The organism is Nonomuraea sp. H19, assembly GCF_052068215.1.
Lineage (GTDB): Bacteria > Actinomycetota > Actinomycetes > Streptosporangiales > Streptosporangiaceae > Nonomuraea.
On the sequence record NZ_JBQHCV010000017.1, the window covers coordinates 178,740 to 202,678 of the forward strand.

General features: G+C 69.5%; 24 protein-coding genes and 2 pseudogenes. 11 read left to right on the forward strand and 15 right to left on the reverse strand.

Annotation, left to right across the window (positions count from 1 at the left end; translation table 11 throughout):
• Positions 1 to 156 precede the first annotated feature (156 nt).
• Together ACTMTI_RS33670 and ACTMTI_RS33675 are read left to right on the forward strand one after the other, a co-directional pair.
• Positions 157 to 2,103 (forward strand): family 10 glycosylhydrolase, encoded by a 1,947-nt coding sequence (locus ACTMTI_RS33670; protein ID WP_441124691.1) that lies wholly within the window; start codon positions 157 to 159, stop codon positions 2,101 to 2,103.
• Between the two features lie 42 nt (positions 2,104 to 2,145).
• Positions 2,146 to 3,198 (forward strand): sensor histidine kinase, encoded by a 1,053-nt coding sequence (locus ACTMTI_RS33675; RefSeq protein WP_441124692.1) that lies wholly within the window; start codon positions 2,146 to 2,148, stop codon positions 3,196 to 3,198.
• A gap of 1 nt (position 3,199) precedes the next feature.
• Here ACTMTI_RS33675 and ACTMTI_RS33680 read toward each other — a convergent pair whose 3' ends face one another.
• Both ACTMTI_RS33680 and ACTMTI_RS33685 read right to left on the reverse strand, forming a co-directional pair.
• A complete protein-coding gene (locus tag ACTMTI_RS33680; protein ID WP_441124693.1) occupies positions 3,200 to 3,577 on the reverse strand; it encodes a YbaB/EbfC family nucleoid-associated protein in 378 nt (125 codons plus the stop codon).
• Positions 3,578 to 3,593: 16 nt separating this feature from the next.
• Entirely contained in the window at positions 3,594 to 3,983 is a 390-nt protein-coding gene (locus ACTMTI_RS33685) for a YbaB/EbfC family nucleoid-associated protein (RefSeq protein WP_441124694.1), read from the reverse strand.
• A gap of 134 nt (positions 3,984 to 4,117) precedes the next feature.
• On the opposite strand from ACTMTI_RS33685, the gene ACTMTI_RS33690 reads away from it, so the two are divergent.
• The 4 genes from ACTMTI_RS33690 (at position 4,118) to ACTMTI_RS33705 (ending at position 7,306) form a co-directional block, all read left to right on the forward strand.
• Positions 4,118 to 4,438, forward strand: a complete 321-nt coding sequence (locus ACTMTI_RS33690; RefSeq protein WP_441124695.1) for a hypothetical protein — start codon at positions 4,118 to 4,120, stop codon at positions 4,436 to 4,438.
• Positions 4,429 to 5,379 carry a hypothetical protein gene (locus tag ACTMTI_RS33695; protein WP_441124696.1) on the forward strand — a complete coding sequence of 317 codons (951 nt, stop codon included), beginning with the start codon at positions 4,429 to 4,431 and terminating at the stop codon, positions 5,377 to 5,379. The genes ACTMTI_RS33690 and ACTMTI_RS33695 overlap by 10 nt, the downstream gene beginning before the upstream one ends.
• Before the next feature lie 6 nt (positions 5,380 to 5,385).
• Complete coding sequence (locus tag ACTMTI_RS33700) at positions 5,386 to 6,054, forward strand: hypothetical protein (protein WP_441124697.1); 669 nt, start codon at positions 5,386 to 5,388, stop codon at positions 6,052 to 6,054.
• A gap of 109 nt (positions 6,055 to 6,163) precedes the next feature.
• On the forward strand, positions 6,164 to 7,306 hold the full coding sequence (locus ACTMTI_RS33705; protein WP_441124698.1) for a monooxygenase: 1,143 nt from the start codon (positions 6,164 to 6,166) through the stop codon (positions 7,304 to 7,306).
• On the opposite strand, the gene ACTMTI_RS33710 is transcribed toward ACTMTI_RS33705, so the two are convergent.
• The 3 genes from ACTMTI_RS33710 to ACTMTI_RS33720 all read right to left on the reverse strand — a co-directional run bounded on the left by ACTMTI_RS33710 (position 7,303) and on the right by ACTMTI_RS33720 (position 9,474).
• Complete coding sequence (locus tag ACTMTI_RS33710) at positions 7,303 to 8,319, reverse strand: ABC transporter substrate-binding protein (protein WP_441124699.1); 1,017 nt, start codon at positions 8,317 to 8,319, stop codon at positions 7,303 to 7,305. The two genes, ACTMTI_RS33705 and ACTMTI_RS33710, sit on opposite strands and share 4 nt — an antisense overlap.
• 104 nt (positions 8,320 to 8,423) lie before the next feature.
• Positions 8,424 to 8,783 (reverse strand): DUF1801 domain-containing protein, encoded by a 360-nt coding sequence (locus ACTMTI_RS33715; RefSeq protein WP_441124700.1) that lies wholly within the window; start codon positions 8,781 to 8,783, stop codon positions 8,424 to 8,426.
• A gap of 31 nt (positions 8,784 to 8,814) precedes the next feature.
• Positions 8,815 to 9,474, reverse strand: a complete 660-nt coding sequence (locus ACTMTI_RS33720) for a DUF998 domain-containing protein (protein ID WP_441124701.1) — start codon at positions 9,472 to 9,474, stop codon at positions 8,815 to 8,817.
• A 128-nt stretch (positions 9,475 to 9,602) separates the two neighbouring features.
• On the opposite strand from ACTMTI_RS33720, the gene ACTMTI_RS33725 reads away from it, so the two are divergent.
• The 3 genes and pseudogenes from ACTMTI_RS33725 to ACTMTI_RS33735 all read left to right on the forward strand — a co-directional run.
• Entirely contained in the window at positions 9,603 to 9,920 is a 318-nt protein-coding gene (locus ACTMTI_RS33725; protein ID WP_441124702.1) for a YciI family protein, read from the forward strand.
• Positions 9,921 to 9,922: 2 nt separating this feature from the next.
• A pseudogene (locus ACTMTI_RS33730) lies at positions 9,923 to 11,134 on the forward strand (RNA polymerase sigma factor); the annotation flags it as partial.
• Between the two features lie 87 nt (positions 11,135 to 11,221).
• Positions 11,222 to 11,860, forward strand: a pseudogene (locus tag ACTMTI_RS33735) (RNA polymerase subunit sigma); the annotation flags it as partial.
• 87 nt (positions 11,861 to 11,947) lie between these two features.
• Here ACTMTI_RS33735 and ACTMTI_RS33740 read toward each other — a convergent pair.
• Complete coding sequence (locus ACTMTI_RS33740) at positions 11,948 to 13,084, reverse strand: methyltransferase domain-containing protein (RefSeq protein WP_441124703.1); 1,137 nt, start codon at positions 13,082 to 13,084, stop codon at positions 11,948 to 11,950.
• 473 nt (positions 13,085 to 13,557) lie between these two features.
• Here ACTMTI_RS33740 and ACTMTI_RS33745 point away from each other — a divergent pair, with 473 nt between their 5' ends.
• A complete protein-coding gene (locus ACTMTI_RS33745; RefSeq protein ID WP_441124704.1) occupies positions 13,558 to 14,247 on the forward strand; it encodes a hypothetical protein in 690 nt (229 codons plus the stop codon).
• A 158-nt stretch (positions 14,248 to 14,405) separates the two neighbouring features.
• Here the strand turns inward: ACTMTI_RS33745 and ACTMTI_RS33750 are convergent, their stop codons facing one another.
• Positions 14,406 to 15,266 (reverse strand): helix-turn-helix transcriptional regulator, encoded by an 861-nt coding sequence (locus ACTMTI_RS33750; RefSeq protein WP_441124705.1) that lies wholly within the window; start codon positions 15,264 to 15,266, stop codon positions 14,406 to 14,408.
• 162 nt (positions 15,267 to 15,428) lie between these two features.
• On the opposite strand from ACTMTI_RS33750, the gene ACTMTI_RS33755 reads away from it, so the two are divergent.
• Entirely contained in the window at positions 15,429 to 16,022 is a 594-nt protein-coding gene (locus ACTMTI_RS33755; protein WP_441124706.1) for a short chain dehydrogenase, read from the forward strand.
• Positions 16,023 to 16,224: 202 nt separating this feature from the next.
• Here the strand turns inward: ACTMTI_RS33755 and ACTMTI_RS33760 are convergent, their stop codons facing one another.
• Genes ACTMTI_RS33760 through ACTMTI_RS33795 form a run of 8 tightly spaced genes read right to left on the reverse strand, consistent with a single transcriptional unit; the run spans position 16,225 to position 23,878 of the window.
• Positions 16,225 to 17,646, reverse strand: coding sequence for a pyridoxal phosphate-dependent decarboxylase family protein (locus ACTMTI_RS33760; protein WP_441124707.1), 1,422 nt, complete (start codon positions 17,644 to 17,646; stop codon positions 16,225 to 16,227).
• A gap of 35 nt (positions 17,647 to 17,681) precedes the next feature.
• Positions 17,682 to 18,104: a hypothetical protein gene (locus ACTMTI_RS33765; RefSeq protein ID WP_441124708.1), complete on the reverse strand. Its 423-nt coding sequence runs from the start codon at positions 18,102 to 18,104 to the stop codon at positions 17,682 to 17,684.
• A 32-nt stretch (positions 18,105 to 18,136) separates the two neighbouring features.
• The gene (locus ACTMTI_RS33770; RefSeq protein WP_441124709.1) at positions 18,137 to 19,315 is read right to left on the reverse strand and encodes an ABC transporter permease; all 1,179 of its coding nucleotides are present in this window, start codon (positions 19,313 to 19,315) and stop codon (positions 18,137 to 18,139) included.
• The gene (locus ACTMTI_RS33775) at positions 19,315 to 19,989 is read right to left on the reverse strand and encodes an ABC transporter ATP-binding protein (RefSeq protein ID WP_441124710.1); all 675 of its coding nucleotides are present in this window, start codon (positions 19,987 to 19,989) and stop codon (positions 19,315 to 19,317) included. Before ACTMTI_RS33775 ends, ACTMTI_RS33770 begins: the two co-directional genes overlap by 1 nt.
• Positions 19,982 to 21,709 (reverse strand): peptidoglycan-binding protein, encoded by a 1,728-nt coding sequence (locus tag ACTMTI_RS33780; protein WP_441124711.1) that lies wholly within the window; start codon positions 21,707 to 21,709, stop codon positions 19,982 to 19,984. Before ACTMTI_RS33780 ends, ACTMTI_RS33775 begins: the two co-directional genes overlap by 8 nt.
• 6 nt (positions 21,710 to 21,715) lie before the next feature.
• Positions 21,716 to 22,612 carry a hypothetical protein gene (locus ACTMTI_RS33785; protein ID WP_441124712.1) on the reverse strand — a complete coding sequence of 299 codons (897 nt, stop codon included), beginning with the start codon at positions 22,610 to 22,612 and terminating at the stop codon, positions 21,716 to 21,718.
• 34 nt (positions 22,613 to 22,646) lie between these two features.
• A complete protein-coding gene (locus ACTMTI_RS33790) occupies positions 22,647 to 23,531 on the reverse strand; it encodes a hypothetical protein (protein ID WP_441124713.1) in 885 nt (294 codons plus the stop codon).
• A 23-nt stretch (positions 23,532 to 23,554) separates the two neighbouring features.
• The gene (locus ACTMTI_RS33795) at positions 23,555 to 23,878 is read right to left on the reverse strand and encodes a PadR family transcriptional regulator (RefSeq protein WP_441124714.1); all 324 of its coding nucleotides are present in this window, start codon (positions 23,876 to 23,878) and stop codon (positions 23,555 to 23,557) included.
• Between the last annotated feature and the right edge of the window lie 61 nt (positions 23,879 to 23,939).

The following is a 23,939-nucleotide window of genomic DNA, read 5'->3' on the forward strand; positions in this document are numbered from 1 at the left end:
CGGTATGACATGATCTGACACAATGTCGATAATTGACATTACTGCCGTGTTAGGTGAAACTTTTCGCCTTCGACTTCATTTCCTCAACTGTGTCCCCTCAGATGGACTTGTTGAAAACTATTGCGTTTTGACCTCGATGCGCTGAAACTTCCCTTCGTGACCGCGCTCCTGCGTACCGTCCTGGCGGCCTTATCGGCCGTACTCGTCAGCATCGTGGCCCCGACCTCAGCCGCCTCGGTGGCCTGCGCCACCGATCCGGCCACCCCCAAACGGCAGTTCAGAGCCATGTGGATCTCCTCCGTCGCGAACATCGACTGGCCGAGCCGCACCGGGCTCAGCGCGTCGGCCCAGCAGGCCGAGTTCCGCGCGTGGCTGGACCTGGCCGTGCAGAAGCGCATGAACGCCGTGGTCGTGCAGGTCAGGCCGACGGCCGACGCGTTCTGGCCCTCGCCGTACGAGCCCTGGTCGCAGTGGTTGACCGGCACGCAGGGCGGCAACCCCGGGTACGACCCGCTCGCGTTCATGGTCAACGAGGCCCACGCCCGCAACCTGGAGCTGCACGCCTGGTTCAACCCGTACCGGATCGCCAACCACGACGATCCCAGCAAGCTCGTCTCCACGCATCCCGCGCGGCAGCACCCGAGCTGGCGCTTCGCCTACGGCGGCAAGCTCTACTACAACCCGGGCATCCCGGAGGTACGCGACTTCATCGAGGACGCGATCATGGATGCCGTCTCCCGCTACGACCTCGACGGCGTGCACCTCGACGACTACTTCTACCCCTATCCGGTCAGCGGTCAGAGCATCCCGGACTCGGCCACGTACGCGCAGTACGGCGGCTCGTTCGGCAACATCGGCGACTGGCGGCGCAACAACGTCAACCTGCTCGTACGCGAGCTCGGCCAGCGCATCCACACTGCCAAGCCGCATGTGTCCTTCGGCATCAGCCCGTTCGGCATCTGGCGCAACTCCGGCACCGACCCGCTCGGCTCGCGGACCTCGGGGCTGCAGTCGTACGACGCCATCTACGCCGACAGCAGGCAGTGGGTGAAGCAGGGCTGGATCGACTACATCGCCCCGCAGATCTACTGGCATCTCGGCTTCTCCACGGCCGCCTACGAGGTGCTCACCGCCTGGTGGTCCGACGTCGTACGGGGCACCGGCGTGCAGCTCGTCGTCGGCCAGGCCGCCTACCGCGCGGGCGCCTCCGGGCAGGAGGCCGCCTGGCAGGACCCGAACGAGCTCAGCGACCACCTGCACGACAACAGGAAGCACCCCGAGATCGTCGGCGACGTCTACTTCAGTGCCAAGGACGTCAAGGCCGACCGGATCGGCGCCATCACCAGGCTCGTCAACGCCCACTACAGCAAGCCTGCTCTGATGCCCGCCCGCGGCTCCGCCGCCGCCCCGGCCGCGCCGGCCATCACCTCGGCCACCCGGGTCTCGAACGGCGTCCAGCTCTCCTGGACGGGCTCCGGCACCTCGTACGCGGTCTACCGCGTCGACGGCACCCCCTCGTCGGCCGACCCGTGCTTCTTCGCCGACGCCCGCAACCTGGTCGGGACCACCAGGAAGGCCACGTTCACCGACACGACGGCCGGCGGGACGCAGACCTACTACGTGACCGCGCTCAACAGGACGCACCAGGAGAGCGCCCCGAGCGCGGGCAAGGTCGCCGGATCGTCGGGCGGCGACCCGTTCAGCGTGGTGATCGACAACGCGGACGCCGGCTTCGCCGCCGGGGCGAACTGGGGCACTTCGACCTACTCGACACAGCTGCACGGCACCGACTACCGCTTCGCCGAACCCGTCGCCGCCAGCGATCCCGCCTGGTTCCAGGCTTCCATCCCGAGCGCGGGCAGCTATCGGGTGGAGGTGTGGTATCCGGCCAATTCCGGCTACAACAGCGCGACGCCGTACATCGTGGCGGCCTCCGGCGGGAACCAGACGGTCAACGTGGATCAGCGGTCGGGTGGCGGAGCGTGGCGGGCGCTGGGGACGTACCAGCTCGCGGCCGGGACGTACAACGTGGTCGGGGTGAGCCGCTGGACCTCCACGACGGGGTACGTCATCGCCGACGCGGTCCGCATCACCAAGGTCTGAGCGAGGCTGGGCAGGGTGGACGGGTGATCGTACGATGAGCCGGTGGACGGTGCCCGTCCGCGACCTGCCGACGTGGTCGCGGTCCTGGTCGCGGCAGGCTTGACTCTGGCGATCGGCTACGAGGGCCCGATCCTGGTGATTCTCCTGGTGGCGGCGGTGCCGGTGCTGTGGATGCGGCGCGCGCCGCTGACCGTGGCGTGGATCAGCGTGGGCACGGCGATCGCGTTGCCCGTGCTGTTCGTGCTCGCCCCGTCCGCCGTTCCGCCGCTGAGCGAGGCGCCGCTATGGCCGCCGGCGTGCGGGTTCGCGGTGTACGGGGCGATGGCGTTCGCGGCCGGGCGGCCTCGCGGGACGCCACGCTGGCTGCCGGTGCTGGCGCTCGCCGTCGCTGTGCTGCTGCTGTGGCCTATGGCCGCGCCCGTCGTCGTCCGCACGGAGGTGGTGATCGCGCTGGCGACGCTGTACGGGCTGTACGCGGAGATCACGGTACGCCTGCGCCGCGTCCTGGCCGAGCGGGCGGAGCGCGTGGAGCGTGAGCGGCTGGCGGGCGAGATCCACGACGTCGTCACCCACCGGGTGAGCCGGATGGTGCTGCAGGCGGGCGCGCTGGCCACGGCGTCGGCCGACGAGCGCACCAGGGCGGCGGCGGAGGAGCTGCGCGCGACGGGCCGCGAGGCGCTGGACGAGCTGCGTCACATGGTGGCGCTGCTGCGGCGCGGCACCGGTGAGGGCTTCGACCTCGGGCTCCCGCTGCCCGATCTGCGGCCGCTGGTCACCGACTCCGCCTGTGCCGGCGTACCCGTGGAGCTGGTGGTGACCGGCACGCCGGTGCCCGTTTCCGGCGGGGTGGGGCGGACGGCGTACCGGGTGGTCCAGCGGGCCCTGGTGGGGATCCGCGAGCACGCGCCGGGCGCGGATGTCCGGGTGGAGGTCCGCTACCTGCCCGGCGTGGTCCGGGTCAGCGTCCGCGACATGCCGGGCCGCATGAACCTGGACGACATCCAGCAGTGGGTGGAGCTGGCCGGCGGCACCCTGCAGGAAGGGCGGGCCGAGGACGGCGGCTTCCAGGTCGAGGCCACCCTGCCCGTCCTGTAGGTCAGCGCCAGTCGTTCAGCACCTGCTCGAAGTGCGCGGCCGCCTCCGCCGGGTCGTATCCCGGCAGGGCCTCGCGCATGAGGGCGTTGGTCTGGCGCTCGGCGTCCGCGCACGCCTCGCGTACCGCCGCGAGGGTCTCTTCCGCCAGCTCGTGGCTGCTCAGGCGCAGGGCCCGTGGCCCGTATGTGACGTCCAGGACCCGGCCGTTCGGATCCACGCTCGCCTTCACCTGGCCTGACGCCCGCTCGCCCATCCCGACGATCTTGTCGAGGTCCTCCTGGGCGGTGTCCAGCCAGTCCTGCAGCCGCTCCTGCTGGCGGGCGACCTCCTCCAGGTCCTGCTCCCTGATGTCGGCCGGGTCGAAGTCGTGCCGGTACATCGCTTGCCTCCCGGGCCTAGAGAAGATCGCGGGCCACTTGTTCGACCCGTTGGCGGACGAAGGTCTCGTCGAGCGGCTGCGGCAGGGCCGCGGCGCCGACCTCGGCCCGGTCCACCATCTCCTGTGCCTTACGTGCCGCGTCCTCCTGTGCTTCCTGGAGCACGGCGGTCACCTCACGGCCCAGCGCCGCCTCGCCGAGCCGCAGCGCCCGCGGGTCGATGCGCAGCCGGGTCAGGCCGCCCTGGCCGTCCGCGGTCGCCTCGAGCAGGCCGTCTCTACTCTTCGCCCGGCCCTCCAACTGCTGGATCGCGGCCCGCGTCGCCTGCAGGTCACGGATGATCCGCCGAGCCTGGGCGGCGTACTGGGCCAGGTATTCGGCGTCGTTTTCCGGCGCGGGTGACGACACGTCGACCTCCGGTTGTCAGAGAGCGGACAGCCGCCCAGTCTAGACACAACCTCGCGATCTTGACATTGAGATGTAGATCTCATGAACGGGAGATGTTGACCAGACTGTGATATGTACCGATATGGTCGCTGGGTATGACGGGACTTGAGATCGCCCTGGGGGCAGTGGGGCAGGGGGCCTCGCGGATCACGACCCATGGGGATGACTACAGTGCCGCGCTCGAGTCGCTGCACGCGCGCGGGGATGGCGTGTCCTCCTGGGGTGACGACGGCCTGTTCGCCATGTTCACCAGAACGTACGCGGAATGCCGCGCGGTGTCGATGGCCGTGCTCTCCGAGCTTTCCACGGTGATGGGCGAGACCGGCGAGGGCCTGCACGCCGTGGCCAGGAACACCGGCGACACCGAGGCCGCGAACGTCGAGTCCATCGAGAACCTCGGCCGCACATGGGCGTGATGCTTCCCCCGGAGGCCGCCGGGATGATGCAGATGCTCGGCCCCTACCCCAATTTCGACGAGGACGACGCCAGGCTGGAGCGCGACGCCGTCCGCACGGCCAACGCGGGCACGATCACCGCCGCGTCAGGGGCCGATTCGGCGGTACGCGCCACGCAGCAGGTCTACCACGGCCAGTCCGCCAGCGCTCTGCAGCGCCATTGGGAGACCACAGGAGTGCAGGGCGGCCACGTCGCCCAGGCCAACGCCGCGTTGCAGACGGCGCCGGTGGCACTCGAAGCCGCCGCGTCGGTGGTGTCGGCGGTGAAGGTCGCGGTGGGCACTCAGGCGGTCTTCGCTTCGGTCGAGGTGGCCAGGCTGCTGGCTTTCGGCGGGGCGGCAGGAACGACGGCGGCCATCGCGCGGATGCTGATGCGCCGCAAGATAGTTGGCACGACCCTGCACGAGGGCAGGAAGGGCACCGACAATGTGATCGCCCCCTACCTGCGTCGCAGCTTGGGCGACGTGATGCGCCGCATCCAGGACGACCTGCGCCGCCTCAGAGGGCCGGGAGCGCCCCGCCCGGCGCTGGCCGGCGCGGGCGGCCGAAACCTCCCGATGCGTCCCGCAGGCCTGAGGCCGCCGTCCGGCCCTCGTTCGGCCCAGGACGGCATGGCCCAGATGGCCCGCGGGAAGAAGAGGTCGGGCGGCGGCAGCAGCGGGGGCGGGAGCCGCGGCGGCTGGCGCGACGACGGAATAAAATTCCACGGAAAAGTCCCCAAGAGCACGGAGGGCATGACGAAAGAGCAGGCGCAGGAGCTCGAGCAAAAACTGGAGGCCAGCGTCGAAGAACGGACGATGCAGCTGAAGTGGTACAACGACAACGATCCCGGACACGTGGCGAGGGTTGAGCAGGAGACGCAGGCACTAGGCATGATCAAGCGCTTCCTAAAGGGAAAGTAACAGCCGATGCAGACGCAAGCAGGCGACGACTTGATAGAGCGCATCCGCGCGCATTCGCTCGACGGCGTCATCGTCGGCCCGGCGGCCAACGACCTGCTGAGCGAGTTGTACGGGGGATACCCCGTCGAGAACCTCGTCCGGCTCCTCCACAGCGGCGATGACGCGGCCGTGAGAACGGGAACCTGGCTGCTGTCGGAGCTGGAAGATCTCGCCGCCCCGATGATGGACGAGGTCCCCGCTCTCCTCGCCCACCCGTTCCGCCAGGTGCGGTTCTACGCGATCGAAGTCGTGCTGGTCAACGGCGACGCGCAGCATGGACCCACCATCGCGCGCGTCATGAATCTGAGCACGGACTACGACGCCGGCGTGCGCTGGAAGGTCCTCGGGTTCCTGGCCGCCGCCACGACAGACCAGCTGGCAGCCGGGGCGTCAAACCTGGAGGCCGGTCAGGTCAAGGAACTGGCCGAGTGGCTGGTCCGCCTGGACACCGAGGAGCTCGACCCTCGTGACGTCCTCGCCCGGCTCGAAGGGCCCGACCCGACGGCCCGGCTGTTCGGAGCGGCGGCAGCCGCGCGCCTGTCCGATGAGGACCCGAGCCTCCTGGAGCACGCGGCGACCGCGGAGGACGAGGAGATCCGCTCGTTCGCCGAGCTGCGACTGAGCCAGTCAGACTGAGAGGTGCTGGAGCGCGACCAGGGTCGGAGACGCGGGTCATCCCAGCGAACGAACGGAAACGTCCTGGGGAAGGATGTCCGCCGTCTCCATCCGGGCGAGTGTTGAAGCCATGAATCGACTTGCCCGGACGGCCGCCTTACTGGCCGCGGTCGTCCTGCTCGCCTCCTGCGGCGCACGCAGCACCGCCGCCCCTACCGGCGACACCGCTTCGCCCGGCCATCCGGGTCACGCCGCCACGTCCACGCCGGCGGCGTCCCCGTTGCGGTCCGGCGAACGGTTCGTCAACCTGACGATGGCGGAGCCGTACACGCCGGGTCCGCCCAACGGCGGCACGGACGACTACCGCTGTTTCCTCATCGACCCCAAGCTGACGAGCCGGGTGTCCCTGACCGGCGCCCAGTTCCAGCCCCAGAACCTCGACCTCGTCCACCACGCGATCTTCTTCAGGCTTGATCCCGAACAGGCAGAGCAGGCCCGCAAGCTCGACGACAGCACCCCCGGCCAGGGTTGGACCTGCTTCGGCGACGCGGGGGTCGACGATGCCTCATGGGTGGCCCACTGGGCCCCCGGCACGAACGAGAAGCTCCTCGACCCCAAGTACGGCTACGACCTGCCGCCGGGCAGCCGCCTCGTCATGCAGGTGCACTACAACCTGCTGGGTGTGGAGGGCAAGCCGGGCGCCGACCGCTCGGGGATCCGGCTACGACTGACCGATCAGGCGCTGGAGCCCTTGGAGACCGCGCTGTTCCCCGCCCCGGTCGAGCTGCCCTGCACGCCGCAGGAGTCCGGCCCGCTGTGCGACCGGGCCGCCGCCGTGAAGGACGTCGGCAACAGGTTCGGCGACGAGAGCAAGGAACAGTCGGCCCAGCTCGCCAAGTTCTGCGGCCCGGTCAAGCCCGGACCGACGCAGCACTGCGACCTGCCGGTCGAGGGTGTCGCCGCCGTCCACGCCCTGGCCGGACACATGCACCTGCTCGGCCGCGCCATCACGGTAGAGCTCAACCCCGGCACTCCCAAGGCCCGCACGCTCCTGGAGGTGCCCAACTACAACTTCGACGACCAGTCCCTGCGCGTGCTCCCTGCGCCCGTCCAGGTCAAGAAGGGCGATGTCGTACGGGTGACGTGCACGCATGACGCGACCCTGCGCGCCAAGCTGCCGCAGTTGCGCGAGCTGCCGCCGCGGTATGTGGTGTGGGGCGAGGGGACCAGCGACGAGATGTGCCTGGGCATCGCCATCATCTCGGCCACCTAACCAGGCTCGACGGCAACGGGCCCGGCGTTGTCCCATCGCACCAGCGCCGGCCGATGCCCGACCTGGGCACCGCTGTCTGGGTCGATCTTGAAAGCACCGAACAGGGTCGTCGTCTCCAGAGCGGTGGCGGCCATCCACAGCTCCTCACGTCCGGTGCTGCCGGTTCGGGCGGCGCAGTGGGTCGCGATGATCGCGGTGGCGGCGGCTTGTACGGCGGGGTAGTCGGGCATCGCCCCGGTCCGATCCCGATAGGCGTTGACAAAATCGCGCTCGGACATTCCCACGGCCGCCTCGCCGTCGCTCCCCGGGAACCACTGCCCGACGCCATAGATCCCGCGAGGATCGTCCACCGCCTCACCGAACTCGCCCACGCCCGCCGCCACAGCGCAGATGACCTGTGGCTTCCCTGTCCGGCCTTGCTTGACCCGCTCGACATCCTCGGCGAAGGATCCCGCACACAACAGATTCCACAAGCCGGACGAGGGGAGTGCGTGTCCGGGGCCGATCCGGTTCACCGCGATGCCGAGTTCATTCGCGCAGGTCTCGGCGCCCGCCGCCACCTGTCGCCCGAAGCTCCCCCTGCCCTCGGCAATCCACAGCCTGTTCCGATTGTCGTTTGCTGCGAGGTGGTGGATGAAGGACTCCGCATATCGGCTCGCCGGCGTCAGCGTCGAGACGACATGGCCGGGATGGGCCGTTTCGACGTCGTCGCCCGAACCGCCGTGGTTCCAGATCAGCCGGTCCAGCGCGGCGGCCACGTGACCCGCCCTGCGCATGAGCTGGGTGGAGTACGGCCCGAGGAGGAGGTCGCACTGCGCCGACAGCCGGCGAAGAACGTCCTCCAGCACTTCCGGGTCGCTGCGGTCGTCTTCAACGGTCAATTCCACGGACTCGTTGGAGGACCGCCAGATGTCGAGGCCGAGCTTGGCCTGCCTGCCGAAGCGGGCATGCTTTCCGGACAGGGACAGCGGTGCCCCGAGCCGGAGCCGACGGTCGGCCATCTGGGACGTCATCCCCTTCCTCTCCGGGAAAGAAGCAGGTCACAGCTCCCAGCCTGGCACGCGAAAGCACTGAGCCCGTTCCGGAGGTTTCCGGAACGGGCTCTGGCACGCCTGGGTCAGCTTTCCAGGTCACGGGCAGCGCGCAGCCAGGTGGTGAACAGTTCGGCGTCGATCTCGGCCAGAGTGCGGATTTTGACGGCGGCCATCTCCCGGGCGGCCGGCTCCAGGCGACCGCTGGGGTCGGAGATCTGCCGGCCGCGCCATAGGCCGAAGGTCACGTAGGAGGAGTAGGCCTTGACGTAGGCGACCGGGGTCTTGCCCGGGGCCTGGCCGAGGCCCCAGACCGGGTGACCGTGCCAGACTGCTCCCGGCTGGGGGAGCGCGGCGTCGATGATGGCCTGGAGCTTCTCGGCGATGTCGCGGAGGGGCTGGTCGAGGGCAGCGGCGTACTCGGCGACGGTGGTGGGCTTGCTCATCGGTGTGTTACCTCGTTCTCGTAGGAGGGGTTCAGGCGGACTTGCGGAGGCGGGCGGCGACCAGGGAGATCCAGGCCATCGCGGTCGTGACGCCCACCGCGAGCGTCAAGGAGCCGGCGCGGCCGCCGGTCATCGCCCAGCCGTTGCCCACGATCACGGCAACCCCGGCGAATCGGGAGGCGATGGCCAGGCCACGGGCGCCGGCGCGGCTGAAGTGGCGGCCCAGGACGAAGCCGGCCGCGGCGAGGGCGATGAACGACACCGACCCGGACGCCATGTGCAGGATGCTGTGCCAGCTCATCGCGGCCGGCATCCCCGCCGGCGTGCCGACGGGGAAGCCATCCGCCGGGTCCATGACGAAGACGCCTGCCGCGAGCATTCCGATGCCGTTGACCATGAGCAGGCGGGGTGCCCAGGTCCCGCCGGGCTTGCCGGACAGGACCCGGCGGAGACCGAACGAACCGGCGATCATCAGCGCGCCGACGACCAGGAAGTTGGCGATCTGGATCCAGCCGAGCGAGCCGGTGGCGAGCGCGCTCAGCGGGTGGCGGGTCAGGTCGAAGCCGTCGCGGGTGAACACCTGGGCCAGAGACACCAGCGCCCAGACGGGGGTGGTGGCGACCGCGGCGGTGAGCAGCGTGCGGGTGGAGACGGAGGTGCCGGTGGTGGTGGCGACGGTGGTGGCGGTCATTTTCTGCCTCTTTTCGTTCGTGGTCTGCCTACGCGTCGGCTGAGCGATGTGACAGGGAATGCAGCAGCATTCCCTGTCACATAGGGTCGATCGACGTTTGGGCAGAGACCACGAACAAGGAGCACGACATGCGATTCCTCATGACCAGCGTGGGCGAGAAGACGGCGGACGAGACGCTCCATATCGAGATGGGCAAGTTCATCGAGGAGCTGAGCAAGGCCGGCGTGCTGCTGGCCACGGGCGGGATGGAGTTGGGCGGCAGCGTGATCAAGGCCGTCGGCGGCGAGATCACCGTGATCGACGGACCCTTCGCCGAGGCGAAGGAGCAGGCCGGTGGGTTCGCGCTGATCGAGGTCAGGTCCCGGGAGGAGGCGATGGAGCTCGCGCGCCGCTTCTTCAAGATCATCAGTGATGGTGAGGGCCGGATCCAGCAGATTTACGGGTGACGATGGCCCAGGACGCCCACGCGGCGATCGACGCGGTATGGAAGCTCGAATCCGCGCGGATCGTCGCGGGGCTCACCCGGATGGTCCGCGACGTCGGCCTGGCGGAGGAGCTCGCCCAGGACGCGCTGGTGGCCGCGCTGGAACAGTGGCCCAGCGAAGGCGTCCCGGACAATCCCGGCGCGTGGCTCATGACCACCGCCAAACGCCGCGCCATCGACCACATCCGCCGCAACGAGCGCCTGCAGCGCAAGCAGGAAGAGCTCGCCCACGCTCTGGAGCAACCCGGCCTCGACGAGGGCGTGGACGACGACGTGCTGCGCCTGATGTTCATCTCCTGCCATCCCCTGCTGCCCACGCAGGAGCGGGCCGCGCTGACGCTCCGCCTGCTCGGCGGGCTCACCGCCCTGGAGATAGCGCGGGCGTTCCTCGTTTCCGAGCAGGTCGTCGCCCAGCGCATCGCGAAGGCCAAACGCACGCTGGCGCAAGAGCGGGTGCCGTTCGAGTTGCCGCCCGGGCCGGAGCTCGCCGACCGGCTCGCCTCCGTGCTCGAGGTCATCTACCTGATCTTCAACGAGGGATATTCGGCGACGTCGGGCGACGACCTGATGCGCCCCTCGCTCTGCCTTGAGGCGCTGCGCCTGGGCCGGTTGCTGGCCGAGCTGGCGCCTCTGGAAGCCGAGGTGCACGGGCTGGTCGCGCTGATGGAGATCCAGCAGTCGCGATCGGCGGCGCGTACCGGCCCGTCGGGCGAGCCCGTCCAGTTGCACGAGCAGAACCGGGGCCGCTGGGACCAGCTCCTGATCCGCCGCGGGTTCGCGGCGATGTTGCGGGCCAGGGAGGCCGGCGGCCCGCTCGGCCCGTACGTGCTGCAGGCCGCCATCGCCGTCTCGCACGCCCAGGCGAGGACCGCGGAAGAAACGAACTGGGCGCAGATCGCGGCCCTCTACGAGGCGTTGGTACGGCTGGCGCCCTCGCCCGTGGTGCAACTCAACCGCGCCGTGGCCCTGGGCATGGCCCACGGGCCCCGGGCGGGCCTGGACCTCGTCGACACGCTGGTCGCCGAGCCGGCGCTCAAGGACTACCACCTGCTGTCCGTGGTCCGCGGGGACCTGCTGGCCAGGCTCGGACGGCACGACGAGGCCAGGACGGAGTTCGAGCGCGCCGCCGCCCTGACCCGCAACGAGGCGGAACGCGCGTTCCTCCGCAACCGCGCCGCCACCGGCGCGAGCCAGGCGACGGGCGTCACCCTGGGCCAGGCCGCCCGGGAATTCCTGGCCCGCGACGACCTCGACCCCGAGACCATCCGCTCCTACCAGCAGACCCTGCGCCGCCTGTGCCTGGATCTCGGTCCCGGCACCCTGCTGGCCGACGTGACCACCGAGAAGGTGGCCAGGGTCTTCGCCGTCGCCTGGGGCACGGCCGCGCCCAAGACGTGGAACCGGCACCGCGCCGCCGTGCGCTCCTTCTCCTCGTGGGCGTCCGTCGCGGACCTGTCGGTGGAACTGCCCAGGAAGCCGGAAAGCCGCAAACGGCGCCCCGCCGTCGATGGCGCACCCCTCGAAGCCCTCTGGCAGCACCCGTCGCTACGCGAGAGGACGTTCTGGCGGCTGCTCCACGAGTCGGGCTCCGCCGCCAAGACGGCCCTGTCGCTCAACGTCGAAGATCTCGACCTGGAGGCCCGGCGTGGCAGTGTCACCACCAGGAAAGGCACGGTGTGGATCTCCTGGGGGGACGGCGCCGCCGCCCTGCTGCCCGAGTTGGTGGCGGGCCGGATCCGCGGCCCGCTGTTCCTCGCCGACCGGCGCCCGGCTCCCGCCCGCATGCCCGAACCGGCCGACCTGTGCCCGGAGACCGGTCGCGGCCGGCTCTCCTACGAACGCGCCGAGTACCTCTTCAAACGGGTAACTGGCTGCACCCTTCGCCAACTGTCCACCTATTGATCATGGACCGGTCTGTACTGTGGCGCGTGCGCTCGACTGGTCGCATCATGAAGAAGCCCCACTTCGGGCGTGTGGCCCCCGCGCCGGCTAGGACAGCAGGTGCTCTGGACTGTCCAACCAGATCTGCTGCCTTTCCTGCGTAACAGTCATGCCGAATCTCTCGCGGCCTGGCTCGCCCCAGCTCACCCAGCGGAAGTATGCGTCAACGACCTCATCCCACACGGGGCGGTCGCCGACCTGGTAGACGCTGTACTCCTCCTTGCCCGGCCGCCATTCCGCAACGGCCCACGAATACGCGGTTGCCGGATCGGACACCCACATCCGGAACAGCTCGCCGTCCTCGTCGGCGTCCTTCATGCTGTTCGAGGACAGGCCGGTGATCGTGGAGATGGCCAGATCCGCTCCGGCCGGAGCGCAGGCGATCGTGCGTGGGTCGATGCGCGTCGTGACCCAGTGCTTGTCCTCCGGCCCGCGCGCCGGTTGATCGGGGATGTAGCGCTGCGAGCGTATCGGCATATAGGAGGCGAAGCCCGGGAATCGTCCGACCGCCGTCCCGTCCGGCATCACCATCAACCTGACCGAGTGGTTTGCCCCGAAATTGGGGCAGTACGGCAAGACGATCTTCGCTCCTGGGCGGCACTGCTCAACCCAGGCGTACGGCACGGTGCGAATGCCGCAGGTGACATGGACGCGATCAAAGGGCGCGTGCTCGGGGCGGCCCTTCGTGCCGTCACCCACGATGAGATTGGGGTGGAACCCGGCGTCGCTCAGGTTCTTGGCGGCCTGTTCGGCGATCTCCGTGTCAACCTCGATCGAGGTCACACCGCCCTGGCCGCCGACGAGCTGCACCAGCAGGGCGGCGGTCCAGCCGGTGCCCGTGCCGATCTCCAGCACCCGATGGCCGGGGTCGGGGTCCAGCAAGTCCAGCAGGTCCGCCACTGTGCTCGGCGCGGAGGCCGAGGACGTGTAGTCGCCATCCAGCTTGCTCAACGCAGTGGCGCCGTCATCGAGCTGGGTGACGATGCTCGTATCCGAGTAGACCGTGTCCAACCAGGTATTGGGGTCTGTGCTGCGGTCGATCAGGAATGCCTTGCCGGTTTTGTCGCGCGGCGAGATGAGCCCGACCCTGGGTATGAACAGATGGCGCGGCACCGCGCGGATCGCCTGCTTGACGAAGTCTCGAACCTCTCCGTGGGGGTCGAGTTCGGCGATCAGGCGATCCATTCGCGCAGCGTCCACTACTTCCCCTTGCCCTTGCCGCCGGAGTGCTGGCCGGAACCTGTTTTGTGCTCGTCGTTGTTACTGCCGCCCCGGCCTCCTTGCTTGGGGTCGAGTGGCCCTTCCTTCGGACTGTTGGGGTCTTTGTGCTTGCCCACTCGGAGCCTCCCTGGCTTTGACTGCTCTACGTGACCATAGGGTTACGTATCGGCCTTGAACAAGTAGCGCTTCCGGCTCCGCTCTCTAACTCCGAGTTGGACACATTGCCAAAGGTCGGACAAAGCCCGCAATTCTTATGAGGGAGTGCGCCAAGGCTTTGGGTGACGTCAGTTGCCGGCCACCGTGGTCGGCCAGGACCTCGAAGGCTTGCCCCGTTCGACGTGGCCGAGGAAGGCGTCCCACTCTTCGCTGGTGGGCGTTCGGCATTCCTCCTTGCGGCGGGATGGACGAGGAGTCAAGCCCGATGCAAACTGATCCCCATGCACGATCATCAACCGCAAAGGAATGCCGCTCTGCAGGACGGGGAGCGACCGGCATGGGCGTTGATCGGCCCAGGAATCGCTGCGCTTACCGGTCTTTACCTGCTGACGATGCCCTTCGGGCCCGCAGCGCGGCTTTCTCTGCAGTCAGATCTCGCTATGTCCAGCCAAACCGCCCTGCTCACGACTCTCGTTGCGTACCTGGTCAGCGCGGCAGCAGGTGGGGCGCTGGGTGTGGGCCTAGGTGGACGTTTGCTGACGACAGTGGGCATGGCGGCCATCGGCATCATGATCATCGGTGTGCTGCTGAACGCTTTTGCCCCCGACGCCGGAATCTATCTGACCGGCCGGGTGCTGAGCGGGCTCGGTGCCGGTGGCGTAGTGGGGGCGACGGTGGCATTCGCGCGGCGGGCGGGCCGCCGCTGGGGCGCGGTGGTCGCGATACTGGCAGGTCTTGGTGTCCTCGCCCTGATTCTTGGCCCGTTCATCAATCAAGGGCTGTCGAGCGCGTTGACATGGAGGTTGGGATACCTCATCACGGTACTTCCTTTGGTCGTGGGGCTGATTGCCGCTGCCGTCAGCGGATTCGTGCTGCTGCTGCTGACCCGGCGACCTGCGCAACCGAATCCGGGCAGCATGCCCTATCCACCAGCCGAGCAACGGCCTTGGAACGCCCCTCCGGAGACCTGACCGAAATATCAGATCACCGCAGAACACGACCCGCCGCCACGCTCGCCGCTCCGGGGCGATCTGACATTCCAGCAGGTCAGGCAATATGAGGGATTTAAGCGGGTGCTACGGCCACCACATTCAGCGGGTACGCGAGCACGCGTGTTGGCGGTGTCGGCCTAGCCACTCGCGGTGGCGGTCAGATCGGCGAGTAGCCGCAGAGCGGCTTCGGACGGTGAGCCAGGGTCGGCGTTGTACACGGCCACGCGTTGCCCCTCATCATCCGGGAGGGTCATGAACTCGACCATGAGCTCCATGGTGCCTACCAGCGGATGGTGGTAGGTGCGGGTATTGGTGCCGCAGTCGCCGACGGTGTGCGCGCTCCACAGTTTCGCGAACTTCGGACTGCCCACGGTGAGTTCGCCGACGAGACCGGTCAGACGGGGGTCATCGGGATGGTGGCCGGCGATCAGCCGCAGGTCGGCGACGGTAGACCGCGCCTTTTGCGTCCAGTCGGCGTACAACTCGCGCATGTGGGGATCGAGGAACAGCATGCGGGCGACATTGGGACGTTCGGCGGTCTGGTTTGGCGCATCGAAGTTGAGGTGACCGGCCAGCAGCGCGTGCGCCATCGGATTCCAGACGAGGATGTCGAGGAAGCGCCCCAAGACCAAGGCGGGTACGTTCCCGAACGATTCGATCATGATCCGTACACTCGGCCGCACTTGCTCGGGCCTGGCTGTCCGGCGGCGGGTCCTCGGCTTGGGCCGGGCCAGCGAGTACAGGTGAGTGCGTTCGGCCTCGTCCAGGCGCAGGACTCGGGCCACGGCGTCGAGCACGGCGTCCGAGGCGTTGGGGCTCTGGCCCTGTTCGAGGCGTGTGTAGTAGCCGGCGCTCACCCCTGCGAGCTGGGCCAACTCCTCACGGCGCAGGCCTGGCACCCGGCGGCGTCCGCCGTACATGGGGAGTCCGGCGTCCTCGGGCTGTTGCCGTGCCCGCCTCGACCGCAAAAACTCGCCCAGCTCCACGTGTGCGTCCATGCGTACGAGTGTCGCGGATCCAGGGCCGTCGAGCCTGTACCTGCCAGGTGTAGCCACCACAGATGTACACCCAGCAGGGGGCTGGGTAGGGCTCAGAGCTGGTTGCAGCCTGGTTCCGGGCACAACAGCCATCCGATTGGAAAGAACGGAATGGAACACGCTATGAAGATCATTGTGATCGGTGCGACGGGAATTATCGGCGGCGCGGTCGCCGACGCGTTGGAGGCGCGCCACGAAGTGGTGCGGGTGGCGCGCCGTGGCCAGGTGCGGGTGGACATGGACGATGCCGCATCGATCGATGCCCTTTTCGCCGAGGTCGGCCAAGTTGATGCGGTGGTGTGCTGCGCGGTGAGCGGTGGCCTGGTCCCGCTCACCGTTCAGTCGGACGCGGACTTCTGGAGCGGTCTCGAAGGAAAGCTGATCGGGCAGGTGAACCTGGTCCGGCGAGCAATCCTCCATGTACGAGACGGCGGGTCCATCACGCTCACGAGCGGGCGGTTCGCGAAACCGGTCCCCGGCAGTTCGCTCGGCTACCTGGTCAACGCGGGCCTGGAGGCGTTCGTGCATGCCGCCGCGATCGAGATGCCGCGTGGCCTTCGCCTGAACACCGTCAGCCCCGGCTGGGTCCGGGAAACCCTCCTCGCCCTTGGCATGGAACCCGCCGATGGCACCCCGGTGGCCGACGTCGCCCGCACCTATGTGGAGGCCATCGAAGGCGTCGCCCAGGGCCGAGCGCTCACCGTGAGCGCGTCGTGAGCGGTAGGCGCAGGCGGCGGTGACGAGTGCGTCTTGAATGGTCGCCTGCCTGAACGGGTCATCACGCCCCGGCCGCCGACTTCATCGAGGGGATCCGGTGGCGGATACGCACGGGTGCGCCGTGGTGGGACGGATGCTGAGGGTGCTGCTCCGGGCTTCCCGGCGAGCGATCAGTTCCGCGCCGGGCGCGGCGGGAACCCCCTTATGAGCTGTAGATCACCGACAGGAACCGCACCAGCACCGCCTCCCTGCTGGCGGCCGGCAGCGCGTCCAGCACCGTGTTGACCACGGCCATCTCCGGCTGCCCCGCTCCCGGCCGCAGATCCACCCCCACGGAGGCGGCGAGGTCGGCGAAGGTGGCGTCGTCCAGCGCCTCCAGGTCCATTCCCGCCACCAGCTCCACCAGCCCATCAGGCAGCACGGCCGGGCCGCGCACGCGGGCTGCCTCGGCCGACTCGGCGATCACCTTCAGCATGGAGTCGACCCCCGCCAGCGTCACCCCGGTGACCGTGATGTGCAGGTTGGCCGGGATGCCCGCGTACGACAACTGCGGCTGCAGGAACCAGCCCCGCCCCCGCGCCTCGTCGGCCAGCACGAACACGTCGATTCCGTCACCGGCGAACGCCACCAGCGACGACGCAGGATCACCGAGCACCCGCAACCCCGGGATCGCCTCGATGCCCTCGCGCAGCCGGGCCGTCGCCGCCAGCGTGGCGCGGCCGAGCTCCAGGTAACCGTCCCTGCCGAGGGCCTGCAGGGTGGCCCAGGCGCCGCCGAGCGGGCCGGCCGACCGGGAGCTCTGTACGGTCGCGTTGATGATCGTGTACCCGGGCCAGGCCGCCGAGGCGAAGTACGCCTTGCGCCGCATCGCGGGATCGGCGAACAGCACGACCGAGGCGCCCTTGGGGGCGTACCCGAACTTGTGCAGGTCGCAGGAGATCGACGTGACCCCGGGCACCGACAGGTCGAACGGCGGGATCGGCGCGCCCGCCTCCCGCAGCCACGGCAGCAGCCACCCGCCCACGCACGCGTCCACGTGGCACGGCACCCCCGCCGCCACGGCCAGGGCCGCGACCTCCTCCACAGGGTCGATGACCCCTTGGGGGTAGGAGGGCGCCGAGACGACGACCAGGATGGTGTCCTCGTCGATCGCCTCCTCGACGTCGCGTGCCCGCACCTTGTACGTCGACAGGTCCACGGGCACGCTGACCACCTCGACGCCGAGGTAGTGGGCCGCCTTGTGGAAGGCGGGGTGGGCGGTGACCGGGACCACCAGATTGGGGCGGGCCCGCCCGGCCGCGTCCCTGGCCGCCTTCACCGCCAGCATGATCGACTCGGTGCCGCCGCTGGTGAAGATGCCGTGGCCACCCCCGAGCAGGTCGGCGACCGCGCCCACGACCTGCCGCTCCATCTCGACCACGCTCGGGAACGCGGTCGGGTCGAGGCAGTTGACCTCCAGCATCTCGAAGTACGCCCGCGCCGCCGCGTCATTGACCTCGGCCCGCCCGGTGTCGTAGACGTAGGCGGTCACCTGGCCGCCCCGCACCGGTAAGTCATGCTCCTTGAGCCGGGCCACCTCGGCCAGCATGTCCTCGGCGGTCCTTCCGGTCACGGGCAGGTTCACGGGGGCCTCCTCGGCATGAGCGCGCGCGAGCAGTATCAGTCGGGAGCCCAGTACTTGTCGAGGATCTTCTCCAGCTCCCGCACCACGGGCTGCCAGGTGCCCGGCAGCATGTAGCGGGTGGCCCGCCGTCCCTTGTAGGCCAGCGAATACTTGATGAAGTCCGCTCCGGGCGGCGCCGTCTCCGACCGCCCGACCTTCAGGTGCTTCAGGTAGCCGCGCAGCGTGCGCCTCTCCTTGGCCGTCAGGCACTTGTCCACGGTCGGCCCGGTACGGCGGCTCAGCCGCACGCAGCCGCTGGCGTAGACGATCACGCGATTGTCGAGCCCCGCGAAGCCGCCCTGCTCGCGCAGGTCGACCAGGATCCGCTTCCTCGGGGCCGCTTCCGCCTGCGCCGGGGTCATGGACACGGCCAGGGTCAGCGCGAGCAGCGGCAACAGCACGATTCGCCAGAGGTTCATGCTCTCTTGGACGTACGGAACCCGTGAACGGCTCATCGGAGCGCGTCCACCGGTTCCATCCGCGCCGCGCGCAACGCCGGATAGAGCCCGGCCAGCAGCCCCACCACGGCGCCCGCGACCGGCGCGGCGATGGCCAGCCGCAGGTCGAGGAGCGGCGTCCACTGCTTGGCGGCGGACACGGCGACGACCGTGACCACGCCCAGGCTCGCGCCGATCACCCCGCCGACCAGCCCGATCAGCGTCGACTCCAGCAGGAACTGGGCGGCGATGTGCCGCCTGGCCGCGCCCAGCGAGCGGCGCAGGCCGATCTCGGCGACCCGCTCCATCACGGTGACGAGCGTGACGTTCGCGATGCCGACCGCCCCGACGACGAGCGAGACCAGGCCGAGGATCAGGAACAGCGCGTTGACGTCGTCCTGCGCCTGGTCGCGTGCCCTGGTCGGGCTGGGCGGGGCGACCACCTGGAGCATGTCGCCGTTCCCCGGGCTGAGCGCGGTCGGGGCCTGGCCCGCGATCAGGCCGGCCGCGCCCAGGCTGGTGTTGACCAGCACCCGGGTCACGTCTTGCAGCCCGAACTGGCGGCCCACGGTGGGGGGCACCACCACGGCGGTGCTCAGGTCGCGCTCCCGGCGCAGCTCGCCCAGGATGCCGATGACGGTGTACGCGTGCTTCCCGATGAAGATCGCCGGTGCCCGGTCGACACTGGTGACGCCGAGCATCTTGGCCGCCTGGTCGCCGAGCACGGCCACCCGGTCACGCCGCTGGATGTGCCCGGCGTCGTAGAACCTGCCCTGGACCATCCGGCCGCGCGCCGCCTCCGGCAGCCCCGTCGTCGAGGCCAGCACGGTCAGGGACTGCGTGGTGACGCGGGCCGGGTCAATGATGTCGTTGGAGCGCACGGACAGGTTCGTACTGTCCTTCGAGTCGGCCACGGCGGCGGCCGCCTCCACACCGCGCAGCCTGGTCAGCCGATCGACCGCGTCCCACTCCACCAGGGGCGCGCTCCCGGACTCGGGCACCTCCACGGTGATGGCGGTGGCCACCAGCTCGTCGAAGCGGCCGACGATCTGGTTGCCCGCCGTGGCGGCCACGCCGAGCGTGACGACGAGCGTGGTGATGCCGAGCACGGTGCCGAGCGTGGTGAGCGCCGCGCGCACGGGCCGGGCGAGCAGGCCGGCCACCGATTCGCCGACGAGGTCTCGGAGGTACATCACTCCTCCACCAGCACACCGTCGGTGATCCGGACCCGTCGCTCCGCCCGCTCGCTGACCTCGTGCTCGTGGGTGATGACGACGATCGTCAGCCCCTGCGCCCGCAGCTCGTCGAACAGGTCGAGCACGGCCTCGGTGTTGCGGCTGTCGAGGTTGCCGGTGGGCTCGTCGCACAACAGCAGGGACGGCCCGCCCACGAGACCCCTGGCGATGGCCGTACGCTGACGCTCGCCGCCGGACAACCGGTCGGGCGGGAATCCCGTCCGGTGGCCGAGGCCGACTCGCTCCAGCGCCGCCAGGGCCCGCTCCCGCCTGCCCGTACGTGGCTGCTTCAGGTAGATCTCGGCGAGCATCACGTTCTCCAGCACGCTGCGGTGGGAGAGCAGGTGGAAGGATTGGAAGACGAAGCCGATCCGGCCGCCGCGCAGCCTGGTCCTGGCCCCGTCGCGCAGGGTGGTGGTCTCCGTGCCGTCCAGGCGGTAGCTGCCCGAGCTGGGCCGATCCAGCAGGCCGAGCACGTTCAGGAGGGTGGACTTGCCGGATCCCGACGGGCCGGCGATCGCCAGGTAGTCGCCCTTGCCCACGCGGAGCGTGACGCCGTCGAGCGCGCGGACCGGGGGCTGGGAGGAGAACTCCCGGCAGACGTCCGTCAATGAGATCACCGGCTCAGGCACTGCTCACCACCACGCGGTCGCCTTCCTTGAGCGCGCCTGCGACCTCGACGTTCCCGTCGGCGGTCAGGCCCGTGCGCACCTCGACGTCCCTGGTCTTGTCCGGGGCGTACTCGACCCGGACGCGCGCCTTGCCGTCCGCCGAGGTGATGACGGCGGCCACCGGCACGACCAGCACGGGCTCCTCTGTAGCCCCGACCGTGACCCGCGCCGTCACCGCGGTCCCCGCCTTGAGTCCTTTCACCGAGGCGGGCGCGAGCAGGATCGGCTGCGCCCCGTTCTCGGGCGCCTCGGCACCGGGCACCTTGGCTTTCTCACCGACGGCGGTGAGCGTCGCCGGGTGCGTCTTGCCCGTGTCGAGCTCGATGGCCGCCTCCATGCCCACCCGCAACAGCTCCGACTCCGCGGCCTCGACGGTTGCTGTCACCATGAACGCCGAGCTGGTCACCGTGGCAACCTCGTTCTCGATCTGCTGCCCCGCTTTCACCGAGCTCTTCTGCACCCGGGCGGGCAGCTTGGGCAGGAACACCACCTCGCCGGGCGGGACGGAGGTGCCGTACGTCCGGGCGAACTCGGCCAGCATCCCCTTGGCCGCCGCCACGTCTTCCTGGGCGTTGGACACCTTGAGCCGGGTGGGGGAGAGCTGCCTGGCCTGGCGCAGCGCCTGCTGGGCCGTGGCCAGCGTCTCCTTCGCGGTGCGCACGGCCTTGCGCAGCTCCTCGAGCTTCGTCTCGCGGGCCTGCTCGGCTTCCTTCAGGATCCGGGCGTGGGCCTCGCGGGCCGCCGCGAGATCCGCCTGGGCGTTGGCCACCCTCATCTCCAGCAGGCGTGTGTCAGTGGAAGGGGCGGTGGTGGGCTGCGGTGTGGCTCCAGGAGTGCCGGTCGGGCTGCTGGTGGGCGCGCTCCTGGCCGCGGTGAGCGCCTGCTCGGCCTCCAGCAGTTTCTCCTCCGCGGCGCGCACGGCCGCGTCGGCCGCCGCCAGCTCGGCCTCGTCCTCGGGCGTCAGCCGCCGCTCCAAGATCGCCTTCAGCGTGCTCTGCGCCGATTTCAGGTCCGCCTTGGCGTTGCTGACCTTGAGTTTCAGCGGTAGCACGTCACGTCCCTGATCGAGCATCTTCTTCTCGGTCGCGAGCGTCTCCTCCGCCGTCTGCACGGCCTTGCGCAGCGTGTCGTACGCCTGCCGGTCGGCCAGTGTCGGCCGCTGGGCCTCGTACCCCTTCTTGGCGTACATCCTGGTGACCGCGGCGATCGTGGCCTGATCGAAGACGCCGGAGAGAGGGCCGCCGTATCCGAGCCTGCGCAGCGCGCGCTGGAGCTGCTTCACGTCGTCGCCCTTGGTGCCGGGCGCGATCGTGCGGTGCATCGGCACGGTGCCGCGCAGCGCGAACACCGGGCGGCCGTTGACCTCCATCAGCACGGCGCCTTCTTTGAGCCTGCCCTGGCGCGGGGCGCGGGTGGCCCGCTGCAGTTCGGCCGCGCCGCCGACCGCCCCGGCGAGGTTGATGGGCAGCGGCGAGCCGTACTCCAGCGTGCCGCTGACCACGACGGTGCTGACGAGCTTGCGACGCTCGACGGCGGCGGTGATGAGCGAGGCCACGGGAGCGGCGCGGCGGGCGGCCTCGTCCGCGGGGGAGCGCAGCCGGGTGCTCAGCACCCAGCCGGCGCCGGCGATGATCACGACGCCGGTGAGGATGCCGGCGAGGAGCTTGCGCGGGGACTTCATGGGTCGTCACATGCCGAACTGTTGGTCGACCTGCTGCATGGCCGCCGACTGCTTCGGCATGAAGACCGGGTAGAAGTCCTTGCCGCAGTCCAAATCGTCGAGCGCGGCCTTGATCTCCTTGTCCAGGTACGGCTTGGCCTGCTCGGGAGTGAGCGTCGGCGCGTACGTCATCGGGAGCTCGCCCTCCTTCACCGGAGGAGCGACGTCGGGCACGTCGTCGCGTTGCTCGCGGCCCAGCTTGTCCTCCTGGTCGCGGAACATCTTCTGGCCGCGATCGGACATGGCGTCAGGCGTGGTGTCGCTGACGGCGTGGCCCTTGCCTTTCAGGCACGTGGCCATGTCGGCGGCCAGCTCCACCAGCTTGGGGTCGCCGTTGACCACGTTCTTGACCGCTCGGGTGACGGCCAGGCCGTGCTGGGTGTACAGGTCCATCTGCGACTTCAGCTTCAGGCCGAGCACCTGCTCGGCCGCCGTGGCCGAGCAGGTGTCCATCGCCTTCCTGTAGGCCTGCATCTGCGCCTCGGACAGCTCGGACGTGATCTTCCAATTGGGGTCGGCCTCGGGGTCGTCGGGCTTGACCGTCGGGTTGCCCATCTCCTTGGGGTAGACGTGCACGGCGAATATCCCGAACCCGTATTTTTCGCGAAATTTCCGCATCGCCTGGTAGTCGCCGCCCGCGCGCTTTCTCGACTCCTCGTTGTCCGGTGGCTTCGGCTGCACGTAGGCGACGTACTTGAAGCCCTTCTGCTTCATGCAGTCGGCCTTGGCCGCTTCGTACTGCTGCCTCTTGCTGACGGCCGCTGCGCTCGGCGAGGGCTTGGCGCTCTCGGCGGCGCTCCCGCAGCCGCAGAGCACGGCTGCGGAGAACGACAAGGCAAGAGTCAGACGGGATCTCTTGAGCATGGCCGGAGACAATACTCCGTTTAACGGAGCATGGTCAATCCAGGCAGTGCCGCCGCTGACGGAAGGGCGCGACGGCCGCGCCTACGGCCAGCAGCACCAGCACGCCCTCGTAGGCCAGATGCTGCCTGGTCAGCTGCTCCACGTTCTGGACCAGCTCGCCGGAGGCCACCAGCAGGTAGACGCCCGCGGCCAACGCCCAGCGGTGGTCTCGGGTCAGGTACCCGCCCGCCGTCGCCAGCCCGAACGCCGCCACCTCCACGGCCATCCTGCTCAGGCTGAGCGAATACGTCGTCTCCTCCGTCATCCACTCGGGACCGGCCCACGCGGCGGCCACGACCGCCGCCCACCACCACCATGACCTGGGCCGCGGCGGCTGCCGGCGGGAGGCGAGCGCGAGCAGGCCGATCAGCACGACCGCGTAACCTGCGGCCACCAGGAACGGGCTGCTGTTCCCGAACAGGGACCGGTCGCTGAGCAGGCTCGGGTAGACCGGCACCAGGGTCAGGTCGAACAACTGCCAGCCGCCCGCGATCGCGACCGCCTTCACGCCCGTGACGAAGGTGAGCGGGAACGCCGTGCGCACCCACCCGCGCAGCACGGCCAGCAGCGCGAGCGCCGATAACAGCGTCCACAGCGGCAGCGTGCCGACGTACGGCAGCAGCGCGGCCAGGTTCGCCGCCGCCACGGCCGTGACGGCCAGGTGGAGGCCGTCCGCCCACGCGCTGCCCGTCGCCTGGTGGACGATGCGGCTGCGCACGCCGCCGGTGAGCAGCCCCCACGCCTCCCTGAGCGGCGGGATCCTCCTGCCGGGGCCGGCGGACTCCAGCAGGACGTCGAGCAGCTCGTCGCCGTGCGCAGCTCGATACTTTCTCGGATAGGCGAGCAGCAGCCTGCGGTAGCGCCGTTCGAGCGCGGTCATGGGTGGCGCCGGTTCGACCGCCGTCATGTGGTGGTCGGGCGCAGGACGAGCAGGGCCGCCTCCTGCATGCGCCTGGCCTCGGCCTCCACCAGCGCCTGACCCTCGTCGGTGATCCTGAAGTAGCGCCGGTTGCGGCCGTTGACCGTCTCCTCGCGGTCCACGGCGATCACGCCGCGCTCGTTCAGGCGTTCCAGGATGCCGTAGAGGGTGCCGACCGACGGCTGGACCCGGCCCCCCGACAGCTCCTTGATCGATTTGCTGATCGCGTGTCCGTGCAGCGGTCCCGCGCGCAGGGCGGCGAGCACGAAGAACATCGGCTCGCTGACTTCAGACGTTCCCCTCGGCATGGGCTGACATTATTCCGTTCAACGGAGCGTGTGCAACGCCCAGCGGTCTCCCGCTGGGCGT

What these genes read in the sequence shown, in the direction of transcription:
- ACTMTI_RS33780 (WP_441124711.1), bottom strand. Translation starts at nt 21,709, where the DNA reads ATGAAGTCCCCGCGCAAGCTCCTCGCCGGCATCCTCACCGGCGTCGTG.
- ACTMTI_RS33690 (WP_441124695.1), top strand. Translation starts at nt 4,118, where the DNA reads ATGACGGGACTTGAGATCGCCCTGGGGGCAGTGGGGCAGGGGGCCTCG.
- ACTMTI_RS33700 (WP_441124697.1), top strand. Translation starts at nt 5,386, where the DNA reads ATGCAGACGCAAGCAGGCGACGACTTGATAGAGCGCATCCGCGCGCAT.
- ACTMTI_RS33680 (WP_441124693.1), bottom strand. Translation starts at nt 3,577, where the DNA reads ATGTACCGGCACGACTTCGACCCGGCCGACATCAGGGAGCAGGACCTG.
- ACTMTI_RS33705 (WP_441124698.1), top strand. Translation starts at nt 6,164, where the DNA reads ATGAATCGACTTGCCCGGACGGCCGCCTTACTGGCCGCGGTCGTCCTG.
- ACTMTI_RS33765 (WP_441124708.1), bottom strand. Translation starts at nt 18,104, where the DNA reads ATGAACCTCTGGCGAATCGTGCTGTTGCCGCTGCTCGCGCTGACCCTG.
- ACTMTI_RS33715 (WP_441124700.1), bottom strand. Translation starts at nt 8,783, where the DNA reads ATGAGCAAGCCCACCACCGTCGCCGAGTACGCCGCTGCCCTCGACCAG.
- ACTMTI_RS33750 (WP_441124705.1), bottom strand. Translation starts at nt 15,266, where the DNA reads ATGGACGCACACGTGGAGCTGGGCGAGTTTTTGCGGTCGAGGCGGGCA.
- ACTMTI_RS33740 (WP_441124703.1), bottom strand. Translation starts at nt 13,084, where the DNA reads ATGGATCGCCTGATCGCCGAACTCGACCCCCACGGAGAGGTTCGAGAC.
- ACTMTI_RS33785 (WP_441124712.1), bottom strand. Translation starts at nt 22,612, where the DNA reads ATGCTCAAGAGATCCCGTCTGACTCTTGCCTTGTCGTTCTCCGCAGCC.
- ACTMTI_RS33725 (WP_441124702.1), top strand. Translation starts at nt 9,603, where the DNA reads ATGCGATTCCTCATGACCAGCGTGGGCGAGAAGACGGCGGACGAGACG.
- ACTMTI_RS33755 (WP_441124706.1), top strand. Translation starts at nt 15,429, where the DNA reads ATGAAGATCATTGTGATCGGTGCGACGGGAATTATCGGCGGCGCGGTC.
- ACTMTI_RS33745 (WP_441124704.1), top strand. Translation starts at nt 13,558, where the DNA reads ATGCACGATCATCAACCGCAAAGGAATGCCGCTCTGCAGGACGGGGAG.
- ACTMTI_RS33720 (WP_441124701.1), bottom strand. Translation starts at nt 9,474, where the DNA reads ATGACCGCCACCACCGTCGCCACCACCACCGGCACCTCCGTCTCCACC.
- ACTMTI_RS33770 (WP_441124709.1), bottom strand. Translation starts at nt 19,315, where the DNA reads ATGTACCTCCGAGACCTCGTCGGCGAATCGGTGGCCGGCCTGCTCGCC.
- ACTMTI_RS33790 (WP_441124713.1), bottom strand. Translation starts at nt 23,531, where the DNA reads ATGACCGCGCTCGAACGGCGCTACCGCAGGCTGCTGCTCGCCTATCCG.
- ACTMTI_RS33710 (WP_441124699.1), bottom strand. Translation starts at nt 8,319, where the DNA reads ATGACGTCCCAGATGGCCGACCGTCGGCTCCGGCTCGGGGCACCGCTG.
- ACTMTI_RS33695 (WP_441124696.1), top strand. Translation starts at nt 4,429, where the DNA reads ATGGGCGTGATGCTTCCCCCGGAGGCCGCCGGGATGATGCAGATGCTC.
- ACTMTI_RS33795 (WP_441124714.1), bottom strand. Translation starts at nt 23,878, where the DNA reads ATGCCGAGGGGAACGTCTGAAGTCAGCGAGCCGATGTTCTTCGTGCTC.